The following is a 15,961-nucleotide window of genomic DNA, read 5'->3' on the forward strand; positions in this document are numbered from 1 at the left end:
TTCATTTATATTGGGGCTGGCCTCTGGAACTTTAAACTGTCATTAAAAACAGCAACTTAGGTCGGGAACATGTCTACTAAGAAATCTCAAAAAACTAGTAACATTATTCTGCTCAGAGACCTTTATCTCGGATTTGTCTCCATTGTGCGACCTATATCAGTTGCGCTCATTAATTTGTGATCGTACGGAAGTATCAGATTTATCGTGCTTAAGCAATTTATACGACCTAGAATGTCTTAGTTTTGCTCACACAAAGGTTTCTGAAATATCGGTTCTAGCTGGACTCAATTCCCTTGAATGGCTTGATTGTTCACATAGTCAGGTTTCGGATATCTCTGTGTTATGGCCCCGAATTAAAGAAGGATGGGCCGTTAAAAACGAATTCGATGCCTCAGACTGCATTTTCGTTGAAGGTTGCCCGCTTATTATTCCCCCGGTTGAATTTCCCAAAGACGGTGGCCCCGAAGCCGTCGTCGAATACTTCGAACAACTCGGCGACGACCGCACCCTTCTCAACGAAATCAAAGTCATCTTCCTCGGCGAAGGCGCCTCCGGCAAAACCTCCCTCATCAAACAGCTACGCGGCGAAGCCTTCGACCCCGACGAAGACCAAACCCACGGCATCCGCATCCGCAAAACCCCCTTCACCCTCGACGGCGGCGAAACCGTCACCGCCCACCTGTGGGATTTCGGCGGCCAGGAAGTCATGCACGCCACCCACCAATTCTTCCTCTCCCAACGCTGCGTCTACGTGCTGGTCCTCGACAGCCGCAAAGACGAAAAAGCCGAATACTGGCTGAAACACGCCAACAGCTTCGGCGGCGAATCCCCGGTGCTGGTGGTGCTGAACAAGATCGACGAAAACCCCGCCTTCGAGGTCAACCGCAAAGGCTTACAGGAGAAATACCCGCAAATCCGCCAATTCTTCCGGCTGTCCTGCCGCAGGGGCGATGGCCTGGACGACTTCCGCCACGCCCTTGCCGCCGAAATCGCCCAAGCCCCCGCCCGCCGCACCCCGTTCCCCGCCGCGTGGCTGGCTGTGAAGGAACATTTCGCCGAACTGGTGAAGGATTACGACTACATCGACTCGGCAGCTTACGAAGCGATATGCCATCAACAAGGCGTTGACCGGAAGTTCAGCCAGAGCGTGCTGCTGCAATTCCTGCACGATTTGGGCGTGGTCATCAACTTCCGCAACCTCAAGAACTTCGACACCCAAATCCTCAACCCCCTGTGGCTCACCAACGGCGTGTACCGCATCATCAATTCCGAGCTCGTGGCGAACCAGGGTGGCCTGCTCCACGAGGCCGATTTCGACAAGGTCATCAACGACCCCCGCTACGCCGACACCAGCGAGAAAACCTTCCATTACCCGCTGGACAAGCTCAACTACATCGTCCGGGTGATGGAAGAATTCGAACTCTGCTACCCGCTGGACCGCCGCCGCCACATCGTCCCGCAACTGCTGCCGGTGTCCGAACCGGATTTCCAACCCAGCGGCGCGGTGCTGCACTTCGTCATCCGCTTCCCCGAATTCCTGCCCGACAGCGTGTTTCCCCGGCTCATGGTCAAGCTGCATTCCTTCATCAAGGGCGAATTGCGCTGGCGGACTGGCATGGTGCTGGAAAAGCGCAGCGTGTTCGACGCCACGGCGCGGGTGCGATCCGACAAGGAAGACAAGCAACTCCGCATCGACGTGTGCGGGGCCGAACCGCGCCGGTTCCTCAGCTACATCCGCGAGACCGTCAAGGAAATCGTCGCCGATTTCGCCAATTTGCCCACCACGGAATGGGTGCCGATTCCGGGCGGCGGGGAATTCCTGGAATACGAAAGCTTGGTGGCGGCGGAAGAGGCGAAGGTGAAGGAAATTTTTGTCTGGCAGGTGAAGAAACACATCCCGGTCGCTGACCTACTGAACGGCGTGGAAGAACCCGCCATGCGGGACGCTACCGCCCAGACGCCGGTGAAGGCGTTCGTGTCCTACGCGCACAGAGATGGGAATTTCAAAGATCAGTTTGGTGAGAACCGCGATTTCGTAGCCGAACTCCGGGCTGCGCTGTCGCCGTTGGTGCGCTTGGAGAAGCTGCGGCTGTGGGATGACCGCAGCATCGACGCTGGGGCGGATTGGAACGAGACCATCTTCCGGGAATTGAACGAGGCGGATGTGGTGCTGTGTTTGGTGAGCGCGGATTTCATCAACTCAGACTTTTGCTACACCCAGGAACTGGCGGCGGCGATGGAGGCGCATGGGCGGGGAGAAAAAGAAGTGGTGCCCATCCGACTGCGGGAGTGCGCTTGGGATGGCTTGCCACTGGCAGCGCTACAGGGCACGCCGGGGCAGTGGATCACCTCGGCGGCGAACAAGGACGCGGCGTGGACCGAAGTCGCCAAGCGCTTGGAACCGACCATCGCAGCGGCGAAGCTGCGGAAGGTGCGGCGGTAGATTTTCATCGTTCCCACGCTCCGGCGTTCCGACTCGCGGCGCGGGAGCGCCGCCGGATGCATTCCCACGCCAAGCGTGGGAACGATTAAATCGCACCAACTTCGCACACGCCCCGTAAATATTCCCCTACATTCCCGTCATCCCATCACAGCCATTGCCCGGCGACGGACGTACCCTATGCGTGTATCGCTGGATGCGGCCCAATCGAACCCAAACCGTACCAAGCGCATCCGGCCAATTTCGAACGGGAGGCGAGCCACCCGCCCCCTGCGACTCCAAATAATGCCGGTGGCAGTTTGCTCTTGTAGGAGGACGCATGCTGTACGAGTTGACGATTACCGCTCCGAACCAATCCGGTTTTTTCTCCAAGATCATGATGGCCTTCCGGCGTCGAGGCCGTCAGCCCAGCGCCCAGAAGCGCGAGGTTCAAGGCGACACGCAAATCGTGACCTTGACCCCTAGAAGGCGCGGACGATTGGATGAATGGCCTAGCGCACGACATCGAAGCCATCGGCGGCACCGTGGTGAAACTCACCCCGACACAACCCGCGGGCGGCACCATCCGCGTGGGACGGCAAATCATAGAAACCGGCCCGCGTCCGGGGTCTAGCGATTCCGCTGGAACTCCGGCGAAACCGACCACCACTATCCGCGTGGGCCGACAGGTTTTACAGATAGCGGAAGCGCCCATAGCGCCCCCCTCTTCCGGGACAACCAAAATCGCCATCGAACCAACCGCCACCCTCCGCGTGGGGCGGCAGATTCTGGACGTGGGCGCCCGCCCGGCCTCCCTCATCAGCACTCGAACCGGCAGAGAATCATCCAAGCCCAGCGAATACGCAGGCGGACCCTTCACCATGACCGGCGTGGCAACCTAACCGCGCCCGCCACCGCTCCACAAAGCAACACCCCAAAAACGGAGCCACCCCTCATGCCCCAAGCCACCAAAGTGTCCGTCAGAGCCTTGGCCTATGGCGGCAAATTCATCGGCAAGCCGGTGGGTTTCGCCCAAATCGACATCTACGACCCCAAGCACCCCGACAAGCCCCTCGCCTCTGGAATCACCGAACAGCGCCTGGCCCCGGACACCGACGGCTCCGGCGTCACCCCGCTCATCATGGGCCAGCCCTACCCCTGGGGCCATCCCGTCCGCGATGAATTGGCGACGGAATTCACCGCCGACCTCGCCTTGACCGAGCCGACCCTGCTGACTTTCGTGGCGACCACGCGGCAGGAACCCAAGGTATTCGTCACCTGCCAACGGCTGGTCATTCCCCAGGCGCCGCTGACCGGCGCCATGGCCGTGGTGATGGTCGTGCCCGGCCTGCTGGTGGGCTTGGCCGCGCCCACGGCCAACTCCGCCGAGGGCATCGTGCCGGGCGTTCCCACCCAAATCACCGCCCAGGTGCGGATGATGTGCGGCTGCCTGATCGAGAACCTGTTCTGGCCCGCCGCCAACTTCAACGTCCACGCCCTCATCAGCGACGGCGGCAAAACCGTCAACCTGCCCCTGAGCTACAACGGCCAGCCCAGCTTCTTTTCCGCGCCCCACACCTTCCACAGCTACGGACCCCACGAAATCAGCGTCATCGCCACGGAAATGAACGGCAACACCGGCGCCACGGTCCCACTTACCGTGGACATCAAGCGGCATTGACCGAGGAGCTTGGACATGAGCCTGTTCGGCAACATCATCTGGCTGATTTTCGGTGGGTTAATCGCTGGCTTGGGGTACATCTTGGGCGGACTCGGGCTGTGCCTGACCATCATCGGGATTCCCTTCGGGCTTCAGTCCATCAAGCTGGGCGTGGCGGTGTTCGCGCCGTTCGGTAAGGACGTGGTGGAGACAGAAAACGCCAACAGCGTGTTGGGCTTGATCTTCAACGTGCTGTGGCTGGTGCTGTTCGGCTGGCCCATCGCCCTCGCCCACCTGACCAGCGCCGCCGTGCTGGCCGTCACCATCATCGGCATTCCCTTCGCCTTCCAGCACATCAAGCTGATTCCATTGTCGCTGCTTCCGTTTGGGCGGGATTTGCGGTGAGAGACTTGGATTGCCCCGTAACGCCCGCCGATGAAAACCGATAGCCTGTTCTACCGCTTATTCCAAGCCGAACCGGCTTTGGCTTTCGAACTCGCCGGGCTGACTGTGCCGGAACCCGAGCGCTATTCGTTCCGTTCGCAGGAAATCAAGCAAACAGCATTCCGCTTGGATGGCGTGCTGGAACCGCCCGACGACCAGCCGGACGCGCCCCGCACCTATTTGGAAGCGCAATGTCAGCCCGACGATGGGTTTTACCCGCGCCTGTTCAGTGAGATATTCTCATTCATTTGAATCAGTATCCCACCGCCGCGCCCTGGTACGTGGTGGTCATTTACTCCAGCCCCGCCGCCGAATGCCTTTCGGCCATGTGCGCCCCGTTCCTCAGTCTGTCCAATCTGCGCCGGATTTACCTGAGCGAGCTACCGCTGCTGGACAGCGCCAATCCCAAATTCTGGCTGTTGGCTTTGATCGGTGCCGAATTCGGCCAGATACCCGCCATCGTGGATAAGGTCCAAGCCCACCGGACTCACTATCCCGATGACGGCGTGGATTGGCTGGATTTGCTCGAAACCATCCTGGTTTATAAACTGCCCAAGTTCACCCGCAAGGAGATTCAAGACATGTTTGGCTTCACCGACATCGAACTCAAGCAAACCAAGTTTTACCAGGAAGCATTCGCCGAAGGCGAATTCAAAGGCCAAGCCAAGGGGGAAGCCGCCCTGCTGTTGCGCCTACTGGAGCGCAAATTTCCATCCCTACCAGAAACCGCCCGGCAGCGCATCGCCAATGCCGATGCCGAAACATTGCTGGTGTGGGGCGAACGTGTCCTGGACGCCGCCCGCTTAGAGGACATTTGGGAACATTAAACAGGCGGGCGGCTTCAGCCCCTCCTCAGCCACAGGTCATACGCCGCCAGCCGCTCCACCGTCCCGATGTCCATCCACAGCCCCTCGTAAAGTTCCCCACTCACCTTGCCCTCCGCCATGGCCGCCCGCAGCAGCGGTGCCAGGGCGAAGCGGCCAGGGCTTAAGTCACCGAACATCTCCGGGCGATAGACGCCGATGCCGCTAAAGGTATGGCGCGACTCGCCTACATCCACGACCGCTTCCCCGTCCAGCACGAAGTCGCCCCGCGCATGGTGCGGCGGATTGGGCACCAGCACCAAATGAGCCAGCCCTTCCGGGCGGTTCCGCAGCCCGGCGAAAGGGAAATTGGTGGCGATGTCGCCATTGACCACCAAAAACGGCCCGTCGCCCAACAGCGGCAAGGCACGCTGAATGCCGCCGCCGGTTTCCAAGGCTTCGCCTTCCCGCGAATACTCAATCCGGGCGTCCAATTCACTGCCATCGCCGAGATATTCCTCGATCTGCTCGCCCAAGTGGGCCGTGTTCACCACGATGTCGGAAAAGCCCCCGGCCACCAAGGCCACCACAAGATGTTCAATCAAAGGCCGACCGCCCGCCGACAGCAAAGGCTTGGGCGTGTGGTCGGTCAGCGGGCGCATCCGCTCGCCCCGGCCCGCCGCGAGAATCATGGCTTTCATAGCGACAATCCCTCCGCCAGCCGGGGCCGGACCTGGGCGTTGAGAAAGTCCAGGAATTCGGCAAAGTCGGGATGGGCCGCGCCCGCCTCGAAGACATAATCCAGGGTGCGGGGAATATCCTTGAGATAGCCGGTCTTGCCGTCCCGCAGCTTGAGGCGGGAGAAGATGCCGATGGCCTTGAGGTGGCGCTGCATCCCCATGAGATCGAACCAGCCCCGGAAGCGGTCCTCATCCGCTAGGTTGATTAACCCCGCGTCCCGGAGTTGGCCGCGATAGCCGTCCAGCCACCCCGCCACCCGCTCGGCGGGCCAAGCGATATAGCAATCCCGCAGCAGCGACACGAGGTCGTAAGTAACGGGACCGACCACGGCGTCCTGGAAATCCAGCACGCCGGGATTGTCCGGCGCGGTCAGCATCAGGTTGCGCGAGTGATAATCCCGGTGGACGCAGACGCGGGGCTGTTCCAGCGCGGAGCGAATAAGCCGCCGCCAAGTCGCGTCCAGCAGGGCCGTTTCGGGCGCCGACAATTCCAGTCCGAGCAATCGCCCGAGGAACCATTCCCGGAAAATCTCCAACTCCCGCCACAACAGCGGCTCGTCGTAGGCGGGCAGCCCGGAAGTCGTCGCCTCTACGCCGGTTTGCAGGCGCAGCAGGGTGGCGAGGGCGTCGCCGTAGAGGCGGTCGGCGGACTCGGCATTGAGTTCGTCGAGATAGCTTTGGCTACCGAAATCCCCCAGCAGCACGAAGCCCTGATCCGGGTCGGCGGCGTGGACTTCTGGCGTCTGCACGCCCGCCTTCCGCAGCAGTTCGGCGACGGCCAGGAAGGGCCGGACGTTTTCCTGCGGCGGCGGGGCGTCCATGACGATGTGGGTTCCGCCGCCAATCCAGGCGCGGAAATACCGGCGGAAACTGGCGTCGGCGGAGGCGGGTTCGAGGCGCTCAACGGGATGGCCTAAACCTATCCGCAACCAGTCGAGCAGGGCGGTTAATCGTATATCCGGGGATGGCATGTCAAAGGTGTTTCTATGGAAAAGTGCTTAACGGGAAGCGTCGATACGGTAGAATGATTTTCTTGGCGCGGGATATTTCACCATAAAGATTATCCCGGCGATAATGCCGCCACTGGCACCACCCATTTACGATCCGGTCAGGCCGAACTTCTCGGATCGCCCTTTTCCGAACGCCTTCCGGCGCCGACATTGCCCGCTTAGCATGGTTCTCCCCTTTCATTTGAAGCGTCGCCCGTTGACCCTGGCCGTCTGTCTGGCTGGGCTGGCACCGTCCTCGCTGTGGGCCGCCGCCGAGGATTGGAACTGTACGCGCAGCAAAGACGACAAGCAGTGGGTTTGCGCCACCAAATCGCCCGGCACCCCATCGACACCCGCCGAGACGCCCCGCGAGGTGCCCGAGGGACGCACCCGCGCCGAACCGCCCGCCGAACCCATGCCACCCCGCCGCGCCACCGCCCGGCCCGTCGAGCCGGAGGAGCCGGAGCAACCCGCGCCCCGCGTCGCGCAACCCGAACCGCCCGCGCCGCGTCCGGCCCAGCCACCCCGCGCCGAGACGCCGCCCGCCGAGCCTAGCGAACCGCCCGCCCCCACTCGGCCCAGCATCGTCGCGCCAAAATCGCGCCCGGCACCGGCCATCGCCGCGCCGACGCCCCTGCCGACCACGGCGGCGGAACTCAAGCGCCTCCCCGAGGCCATCAATCCCCAGCCCACCGCCGAAACCAAGACCGCCGCGAAGCCGCAGCGCTCCGGCTGGGCCTGCGAACCGGGGGAGGCCGACGAGTCCGGCAAGGGCTGGAATTGCTCGCTGACGGGCGCGGACCCCCGAGGCGTGGCCCATGTGGTGGGCGAATCGGGCCAGCCGGTGGAGAAATGGGCGGAAGCCACCACGATCACCCCGGCGGATGAGCAGCGCTTCGGCAAGATGATGAGCCTCTTGCCGACCGATCCCTGGAAAAACGTCTGTGCGCCAGGGCTGGCGCGGCGCAAACCGGCCCCTGTCGCCGAGTATGTCCTGACCAACGAGGATAGGCTGGCGCGGGAAGCCGCCCCGACGGAAATCCAGTCGGATTATTTCGAGATGCTGGACAGCGAACTGGTGAACTTCTCCGGCGCCGCCCAGTTGACCAAGGCCGACCAGAAGCTGTGGGGCGATTTCGTCACCCGCAACACCCGCACCAACGCCGTCAACGCCCAGGGCAACGTGATCTACCAGGAGAAGGGCTTCAGCCTGTCCAGCGACACCGGCTTCCTGGATTCGGACACCAGCCAGGGCGTGTTCCGCAATTCCCAGTTCTTGCTGGAAACCATCCCGGCGCGGGGCACGTCCCGCGTCACCCACTTGGACAGCGGCACCCTGTCCCGTTACGAGACCTTCACCTACACCACTTGCCCGCCGGGCGACCAGGATTGGCTGCTGCACGCCGACAAGGTCAAGATCAACAAGGAAACCGGCACCGGCACGGCCCAGAGCGCTTGGATCGAGTTCAAGGACGTGCCGTTCTTCTGGACGCCCTACATGAGCTTCCCGGTGGACAGCCGCCGCCTGTCGGGCTTCCTCAGCCCCTCGGCGAGCGTCACCAAGTACGGCGGATTCGCCTTCGCGGCCCCCTATTACTTCAATCTGGCGCCCAACTACGACTACACGGTCATGCCCCGCTACCTGACCAAGCGCGGCTTCCAGTTGAACAACGAATTCCGCTACCTGAGCGACATGACCCGGGGCCGGATCATCGCCGACATCGTGCCCGACGATCAGGGCGCGGCGGACGACAACGCCGAGATCGACGCCAAGAACGCGGCGAACAAAGCCATCAATCCCGCCGACCGGGGCCTGCCCCACATCCCCACGGTGCGGGGGCAAGCGGCCTTCCTGAACGACACCCGGTTCAGTGAAAACCTCATCGCCCATGTGGACGCCAACTATGTGTCCGACTACCGCTTCCTGAACCAATTCGGGTCGCCGCTCCACCTCGTCGACAAGCGCAACATCCGCAGCATCGGCTACCTGAACTACGCCGGCCCGAACTACGCGCTGCGCGGCCAGATCGACTACTACCAGACCATCGACCCGACCGTCATCAACGCCAACGGCCAGCCCTATTTCCATTTGCCCCAGCTAGTCTTCAGCTACTTCAACCCCATCGCCGATACGGGGCTGATGTTCGAGGGGTTGGTGCAGGCGGATGGCTTCGACACCTCGGCCAAGGACAGGACCACCGGCCAACGGCTGAAGCTGCGCCCCCGGATTTACTATCCGTTCCAGACGCCGGGCGGCTACATCACGCCCAGCTTCGCCGTGCAGCACAACGAGTATTGGCTGACCAACCCGGACGCCTGGACCGGATTGCAGCAAGCGGTGTGGGCCAACAGCGGGGGATACACCGGCAAGACCGGCACCTCCGAGAGCATGACGGTGCCGATTTTCTCCCTGGACAGCGGCGCCACCTTCGAGCGGGATATGGCGCTGGCGGACACGCCAATGCTCCAAACCCTGGAACCCCGCCTGTTCTACACCTACATCCCCAAGGTGAAGCAGGACAATATCCCGGTCTTCGATTCCTCGCCCTACGACTACACCTATTACCAACTGTTCCGCGAGAACCGCTTCACCGGCGGCGACCGGATCGGCGATTCCAACCAACTGACCCTCGCGCTGACCTCCCGGCTCATCGACCAATCCACCGGGCTGGAACGGCTCCGGGCCAGCATCGGCAACGCGTTCTATTTTCAGAACCGGGAGGTCTCCCTGTACGGGCCGCCGGTTGCCAGTCAGTTGGAAAGCAATTCCAACCTGATCGGCGATGTGTTCGCGGGACTCAGCCAGGATTGGTCATTGCGCGCCGGGGGCCAGTGGAACCCGGACCGGAACCAGATCGACCGGGGCATCGTGGCCCTGCAATACAACAACCGGCAAAACGACCTGCTGAACGTCGCCTACCGCTACCGGCGCAACCAAAACTCGCTGACCTGTGTCCAGGGCGACCTCATCAACCCCTGCTTGAACCTCACCGACGTGTCGTTCCGCCTGCCCATCGTCCAGGGCTGGCACGTCATTGGCCGCTGGCAATATTCCATCGTGGACCGGCTCACCCTGGAGACCTTCCTTGGCTTCGAGCGGGAAACCTGCTGCTGGCGCTTCAGCCTGTTGGGGCGGCGCTTCATCAACAACATCCAATCGGGCACCGGCGACACCCAGGCCAACAATGGCATCTTCCTGCAATTGGAATTCAAGGGGCTGACCCGGCTCGGCGACCAGGTGGACCTGTTCATGCGGAACGAAATCAGCGGCTATCGGTTCGGGGATTATTACTAAAAGCAAACCGACGTAGACCGACTCGGTTTTGGAAACCGAGTCGGTCTCATCCCCGAAAACCCAGCCAGACTCGTGGGATGGGTGCAGCGCAGCGGAACCCATCCTATGGAAATAACCGATGTAGACCGCCCCGGTTTTGAAAGCCGGGTCGGTCTCGTCCCTTCATCGCGAGTTTTTTTCTATGCGCAACGCCAAGCTATTCCTGAGATTCTTTCCCCTGCTCGCCGGGCTGGCGGGCACGCAGGTCTCCGCCGATCTTCCCGTGGACCGCATCGTGGCGGTGGTGGAGGACGACGTGATCCTGGCCAGCGAACTCCAGCAAAAGCTGGCCGGACTCAAACGCGGCCTGGCCCAGAGCAACACCCAGCTACCGCCCGACGCCATCCTGGCCCGGCAGGTGTTGGAGCGCTTGATCCTGGACAAAATCCAGTCCCATCTGGCGGAGAAATCCGGCGTCCGCATCGACGACGAGAGCCTCCGCCTCGCGGCGCAGCAAATCGCCCAGCGCAACAACATGAGTCCCGAAGACCTGCGGGCCTCGCTGCGGCGCGAAGGCATCGAGTACGCCGACTTCATCGAGCAAATCCGCAACGAGATGGCCGTGCAGCGGCTCCGCGCCGGGCAGGTCAACAGCCAGATCAAGATCAGCGACCGGGAGGTCCAGCATTGGCTGGACACCCAGGGCAAATCAGGGGTGAGCGGCGACAGCGAATTCCTGCTTGGGCACATCCTGGTCGGGACGCCCCAGGCCGCCTCGCCCGCCGTGGTGCAGAAAGCCAAGGAAAAGGCCGACCGGCTGGTGAGCGATCTAAAGAAAGGCCAGGACTTCAAGCAAGCCTCGCTGGCCTCCTCGGATTCCGACCAAGCCCTGAGCGGCGGTGAATTGGGCTGGCGCAAGCTCAGCCAGATTCCCACCCTGTTCGCCGACGCCGTGCCGAAGATGAAGCAAGGCGACATCGAAGGCCCGATCCGCAGCCCCAGCGGCTTCCACATCATCAAACTGCTGGGCGTGAAGGGCGGCGGCGTGGCGCAGATCACCAAGACCCACGTCCGGCATATCCTCATCAAGCCCAACGAGGTGCTGTCCGACGATGAGGCCCGGAAGAAGCTGCTGGCCCTCAAGAACCGCATCGAGGCGGGCGACGACTTCGCCGTGCTGGCGCGGGGCCATTCCGACGACAAAGGCTCGGCCATCAAGGGCGGCGACCTGGGATTGGTGCCGCCGGGCGCCCTGGTGGCCGAGTTCGAGGACGCCATGAACCACCTCGCCATCAACGAACTCAGCGACCCGGTCCAGACCCAGTACGGCTGGCACCTCATCCAGGTGTTGGAGAAGCAGGAGTCCAACGACACCGACGAGCTGCTCAAGAAGCAGGCCCGCGACGAGATTTTCAAGCGCAAGGTGGAGGAAGAAACCGAGCTATGGATGCGCCGCATCCGCGACGAGGCCTACGTGGAAATCCGCATCGCCGAACCGGCCCCGGAAAGCTTCATCCCGCGATGACGGCGCGGCTGGTCCTCACCACAGGCGAACCAGCAGGGATAGGCCCGGACCTGTGCGTCGGGCTGGCGCAAGCCGCCCTGCCCTGCGACCTCACCGTGGTCGGCGATCCGGCCCTGCTGCAAGACCGCGCCGCCCGGCTGGGCCTGACGCTGCGAGTGGAAGCCGTCGAGCCGGGCACCCTGCCCCGCCCGCGCCAGCCCGGCACGCTCCGGGTCTGGCCCGCCGCCCGCGCCGCCGACTTCACCCCCGGCCAATTGAACCCGGCCAATGCGCCCTATGTGCTGGACACCATCGCCGCCGCCGCCCGCGCCTGTCTGGCGGGCCGCTTCGATGCCATGGTGACGGCGCCGGTCCACAAAGGCGTCATCAACGAGGCGGGCGTGCCCTTCACCGGGCACACCGAATACATCGCCGAGATGACCGGCGGCGTGCCGGTGATGATGCTCACCGCGCCGGGCCTCAGGGTGGCGCTGGCGACCACGCACCTGCCCTTGAGCGAAGTCAGCCGCGCCATCACCCGCGCTGGGCTGGAGCAGGTTTTGCGGATACTGGAGCATGACTTGCGGGAACGCTTCGGCCTCGCCGCGCCGCGCATCCTGGTCTGTGGACTCAATCCCCACGCCGGGGAAGGCGGACATTTGGGCCGGGAGGAAATCGAGGTCATCGAGCCGGTACTCAATGCGTTGCGGCGGGAAGGCTTCGATCTGTCGGGGCCGCTGCCCGCCGACACGCTGTTCTTGCCCAAATATTTGGAACGGGCCGACGCGGTGCTGGCGATGTACCACGACCAGGGCTTGCCGGTGCTGAAGTATCGGGGTTTCGGGCGGGCGGTGAACATCACGCTGGGGCTGCCGATTGTCCGCACCTCCGTGGACCACGGCACGGCGCTGGACTTGGCCGGAACCGGCCAGGCCGACGCGGGCAGTCTGGAAGCGGCCATTCAGGCGGCGCTGGAAATGACCCGTAAAACTTAAACCGCATCCCGCCGCCAGATGTTCCTTACAGGATGGGTGGAGCTTTACGGAACCCATCCCGCCGCCTAGCCCTGAGTGATGGGTTTCGCTGCGCTGCACCCATCCTATAGCCTGGATCGCAGATTCCATAACCCAGCCATGCCCCCCGCCATCCTCTTCGTCCACAACAACTTCCCCGGCCAGTTCGGCTTCCTGTGCCAAGCCCTGCGGGCGCGTGGCACGCGGGTCGCCGCCATCGGACAGGCGACCGCGCCCGGGCTTCCCGACGTGCCCATGGTCCGCTGGAAGCATGGCCGGGGCACCAGCCCTGGCATCTTCCCGCCGGCCACGCGGGCCGAGGCCGACCTGATCCGGGGCCACGCCGCCGCCCACGCGGCCCTCGCGTTGAAGGACAAGGGCTTCGAACCCGGCCTCATCATCGGCCATCCCGGCTGGGGCGAGACGCTGTTTCTGGGCGAGGTGTTCCCCAGGGCGCGGCGCATCGAATACGCCGAATTCTTCTACCGCAGCGAGGGCGGGGACGTGGGCTTCGACCCGGAATTCCCGCCCTTGGACATGGAGAAGCGCTTCCGCCTGCACGCCAAGAACGCCACCATGGCGCTGGCCTTGGCGGAAGCCGACCGGATCGTCGCGCCCAGCGCCTTCCAGGCGTCCATGCTGCCGCCCCGGCTGCGGGAGGCCACCCGGATCATCCACGAGGGCGTGGACACAGAGGCCATCCGCCCGGACCCGGACGCCAGCTTCCGCCTGCCCGATGGCCGCGTGCTGGACCGCTCCCGCCCGGTGGTGACGTTCATCAACCGCCGCTTCGGTCCCTTGCGCGGCTGCCATATTTTCTTCCGCGCCCTGCCCGCCTTGCTGGACGCCGTGCCGGCGGCGGAAATCATCCTGATCGGCGCCAACGAGGTGGGCAATTACGACCCGCCGCCTCCCGCCGGACGCACTTGGCGAGATGTTTACCTGGACGAAATCCGCGGCCGGGTGGACCTGTCCCGGCTGCATTTCACGGGTCGGCTGCCCTACCCCGACATGCTCAAGGCCATTGCGGCTAGCTCGGCCCATGTCTATTTGACCTACCCGTTCGTGGTGTCCTGGTCATTATTTGAAGCCATGGCGAGTGGTGCCGTGGTGATTGGCTCGGACACGGCGCCGGTGCGCGAGGTCGTCAGCCATGGCGAAAACGGCCTGCTGGTGGATTTCTTCGCTGTGGATGGACTCGCCGCCGCCATGATCGACGCCTGCCGCCGCCCCGCCGAGCATCAAGCCTTGCGCGAGGGCGCCCGCCGCGCCGTGGTCGAGCGCTTCGACCGCCAAAGCCAATGCCTCCCGGCCTGGCTGGGGCTGGTGGACGAGGTGTTGGAGCTGGGGCCGCGTGGGGCGTGTTAAATTACGTGCCGACTCACTCCGTTCTCAATCAGCACTCGCGGCAAACCTTATGGCGACACTTCAAATCAACGTACCCGACGACATTAAAACCCGGTTCGAAAACGCTTTCTCCGGGCAAGACATCGGCCAAGTGGTTACCCGTCTGATGCGGGAAGCCTTGGAGCAGGCACCGTCAAAGCCAACTGCACCCAGCGTATGGGACCACATATTGCGCCGCCCCTATGAAGGAACCCGGTCGCGGGAAGAGATTGACGCTCAGATCAAAGCCGAACGGGCAAGCTGGGGCGAGCAGTGAAATTATTTTTCGATGCCTGCGCCGTTGTTTACACGGTGGAAAGCGCCGAGCCTTATTTCGCCGACTTGGCCCGTCTTTGTGCGAAACACCGCCTGGAATATCCCAAGGCTGGCATTGTCGTTTCCCGTCTTTCCTGTCTGGAATGCCTCGTCAAGCCGATTCGGGACCGTAACGCCGCCCTAATTGGCAAATATCGGGATTTCTTCCAAAGCGCCGACCTTGAAATCGTCGAGCTAACCGCCGACCTCGTCGAAATCGCCACCCATCTACGCGCTCAATATGGGCTTGCCACACCTGACGCTATTCAAGCCGCGAGCAGCCTGATATCCGGTGCCCATGTTTTCGTCACCAACGATGCGGTCTTTCGGCGAATACCACAACTTGACGTGCGTATTCCGTAATTCCAGCCCAGAACATAGGATGGAGCGAGGCGCACATCTCAAAGCTTCCCTTTCATGTTAAAGCAGGCGTGCGCCGTAACCCATCGATTCCTCGGCCAGAGCGCGGCGGGTTATGGCGCACGGAAAATTCAACGGGAATCCTTAGCCTTGGCGATGGGCGCCCACACCCACCCCACGAAATACATCTTTTTGCCATAAAGCTTCTCAATGACCCACATCCCCCGCAAACGCTTCGGCCAGAACTTCCTCCGCGATGCCGCCGTGGTCCACCGCATCGTGCAATCCGTGACGCCCGGTTCCACCGAGCACGTGGTGGAAATCGGCCCCGGCGAAGGCGTGATGACCGCCGCCTTCCTGCCCCATTGTCGCCACTTGGATGCGGTGGAAATCGACCGCGACCTGGCCGGGCACTTGGAGCGACGATTCGCCGACCAGCCCCAATTCCAACTGCACCGGGCCGACGCCCTGCGCTTCGACTTCCGTAAGCTGGCTGAAAGCGACAAGCTGCGGATCATCGGCAACTTGCCTTACAACATCTCGACGCCCTTGATGTTCCACCTGTTTGAATACACAGGGCTAGTCCAAGACATGCATTTCATGCTGCAAAAGGAAGTGGTGGACCGGCTGGCGGCGCAGCCGGGCGATTCGGACTACGGGCGCCTCGGCATCATGGCGCAATACCATTGCCGGGCGGAGAAGCTGTTCGAGGTGTACCCGGAGAGCTTCCACCCGGCGCCCAAGGTGGTGTCCGCCATTGTCCGGCTGGTGCCCCACGCCGCGCCGCCCGTGGACGCCGACCCCGCCAGCCTGCGCCGGGTGGTGGCCGCCGCGTTTTCTCAGCGGCGCAAGACCTTGCGGAATTCGGTGGGGGGCTTGTTCGAGGCGGACGAGCTGCGAGCGCTGGACATCGACCCCGGCGCCAGGGCCGAGACCTTAGGGCTAGAGGAATACGCCCGGTTGGCGCGGCGGCTGACGGAGAAGGAAGGCGGCGGGATTTAGGATGTGGCCGAAAGCAATTTCCCCGAATCAGTGGACTCCCGCCGGTGCCGTT

General features: G+C 62.9%; 15 protein-coding genes. 13 read left to right on the plus strand and 2 right to left on the minus strand.

The window, feature by feature from the left end:
• Nucleotides 1-337: 337 nt before the first annotated feature.
• The 6 genes from ACXWUF_RS07200 to ACXWUF_RS07225 all read left to right on the plus strand — a co-directional run bounded on the left by ACXWUF_RS07200 (nucleotide 338) and on the right by ACXWUF_RS07225 (nucleotide 5,350).
• Complete coding sequence (locus tag ACXWUF_RS07200) at nucleotides 338-2,443, plus strand: COR domain-containing protein (protein WP_458493992.1); 2,106 nt, start codon at nucleotides 338-340, stop codon at nucleotides 2,441-2,443.
• Nucleotides 2,444-2,922: 479 nt separating this feature from the next.
• Nucleotides 2,923-3,321 carry a hypothetical protein gene (locus ACXWUF_RS07205; protein WP_458493993.1) on the plus strand — a complete coding sequence of 133 codons (399 nt, stop codon included), beginning with the start codon at nucleotides 2,923-2,925 and terminating at the stop codon, nucleotides 3,319-3,321.
• Between the two features lie 53 nt (nucleotides 3,322-3,374).
• Complete coding sequence (locus ACXWUF_RS07210) at nucleotides 3,375-4,100, plus strand: hypothetical protein (RefSeq protein WP_458493994.1); 726 nt, start codon at nucleotides 3,375-3,377, stop codon at nucleotides 4,098-4,100.
• A gap of 15 nt (nucleotides 4,101-4,115) precedes the next feature.
• Nucleotides 4,116-4,484, plus strand: coding sequence for a YccF domain-containing protein (locus ACXWUF_RS07215; protein WP_458493995.1), 369 nt, complete (start codon nucleotides 4,116-4,118; stop codon nucleotides 4,482-4,484).
• Between the two features lie 30 nt (nucleotides 4,485-4,514).
• Nucleotides 4,515-4,775 (plus strand): DUF2887 domain-containing protein, encoded by a 261-nt coding sequence (locus ACXWUF_RS07220; RefSeq protein WP_458493996.1) that lies wholly within the window; start codon nucleotides 4,515-4,517, stop codon nucleotides 4,773-4,775.
• Nucleotides 4,772-5,350, plus strand: coding sequence for a DUF2887 domain-containing protein (locus ACXWUF_RS07225; protein WP_458493997.1), 579 nt, complete (start codon nucleotides 4,772-4,774; stop codon nucleotides 5,348-5,350). Before ACXWUF_RS07220 ends, ACXWUF_RS07225 begins: the two co-directional genes overlap by 4 nt.
• A gap of 14 nt (nucleotides 5,351-5,364) precedes the next feature.
• Here the strand turns inward: ACXWUF_RS07225 and murU are convergent, their stop codons facing one another.
• A complete protein-coding gene (gene murU, locus ACXWUF_RS07230; RefSeq protein WP_458493998.1) occupies nucleotides 5,365-6,027 on the minus strand; it encodes an N-acetylmuramate alpha-1-phosphate uridylyltransferase MurU in 663 nt (220 codons plus the stop codon).
• The gene (locus ACXWUF_RS07235) at nucleotides 6,024-7,037 is read right to left on the minus strand and encodes an aminoglycoside phosphotransferase family protein (RefSeq protein ID WP_458493999.1); all 1,014 of its coding nucleotides are present in this window, start codon (nucleotides 7,035-7,037) and stop codon (nucleotides 6,024-6,026) included. The genes murU and ACXWUF_RS07235 overlap by 4 nt, the downstream gene beginning before the upstream one ends.
• A gap of 202 nt (nucleotides 7,038-7,239) precedes the next feature.
• Between ACXWUF_RS07235 and ACXWUF_RS07240 the strand changes: the two genes are divergently transcribed.
• From ACXWUF_RS07240 to rsmA, 7 genes are all read left to right on the plus strand, one after another.
• A complete protein-coding gene (locus ACXWUF_RS07240) occupies nucleotides 7,240-10,350 on the plus strand; it encodes an LPS-assembly protein LptD (protein WP_458494000.1) in 3,111 nt (1,036 codons plus the stop codon).
• Nucleotides 10,351-10,531: 181 nt separating this feature from the next.
• A complete protein-coding gene (locus ACXWUF_RS07245; protein WP_458494001.1) occupies nucleotides 10,532-11,854 on the plus strand; it encodes a peptidylprolyl isomerase in 1,323 nt (440 codons plus the stop codon).
• Nucleotides 11,851-12,828, plus strand: coding sequence for a 4-hydroxythreonine-4-phosphate dehydrogenase PdxA (pdxA, locus tag ACXWUF_RS07250; protein WP_458494002.1), 978 nt, complete (start codon nucleotides 11,851-11,853; stop codon nucleotides 12,826-12,828). The genes ACXWUF_RS07245 and pdxA overlap by 4 nt, the downstream gene beginning before the upstream one ends.
• A gap of 138 nt (nucleotides 12,829-12,966) precedes the next feature.
• Nucleotides 12,967-14,214 carry a glycosyltransferase gene (locus ACXWUF_RS07255; RefSeq protein ID WP_458494003.1) on the plus strand — a complete coding sequence of 416 codons (1,248 nt, stop codon included), beginning with the start codon at nucleotides 12,967-12,969 and terminating at the stop codon, nucleotides 14,212-14,214.
• 49 nt (nucleotides 14,215-14,263) lie between these two features.
• Nucleotides 14,264-14,509, plus strand: a complete 246-nt coding sequence (locus ACXWUF_RS07260) for a hypothetical protein (protein ID WP_458494004.1) — start codon at nucleotides 14,264-14,266, stop codon at nucleotides 14,507-14,509.
• Nucleotides 14,506-14,910, plus strand: coding sequence for a type II toxin-antitoxin system VapC family toxin (locus tag ACXWUF_RS07265; RefSeq protein WP_458494005.1), 405 nt, complete (start codon nucleotides 14,506-14,508; stop codon nucleotides 14,908-14,910). Before ACXWUF_RS07260 ends, ACXWUF_RS07265 begins: the two co-directional genes overlap by 4 nt.
• Nucleotides 14,911-15,117: 207 nt before the next feature.
• On the plus strand, nucleotides 15,118-15,909 hold the full coding sequence (rsmA, locus tag ACXWUF_RS07270; protein ID WP_458494006.1) for a 16S rRNA (adenine(1518)-N(6)/adenine(1519)-N(6))-dimethyltransferase RsmA: 792 nt from the start codon (nucleotides 15,118-15,120) through the stop codon (nucleotides 15,907-15,909).
• The last annotated feature ends 52 nt before the right edge of the window (nucleotides 15,910-15,961 follow it).

This window comes from Methylomagnum sp. (assembly GCF_054333355.1).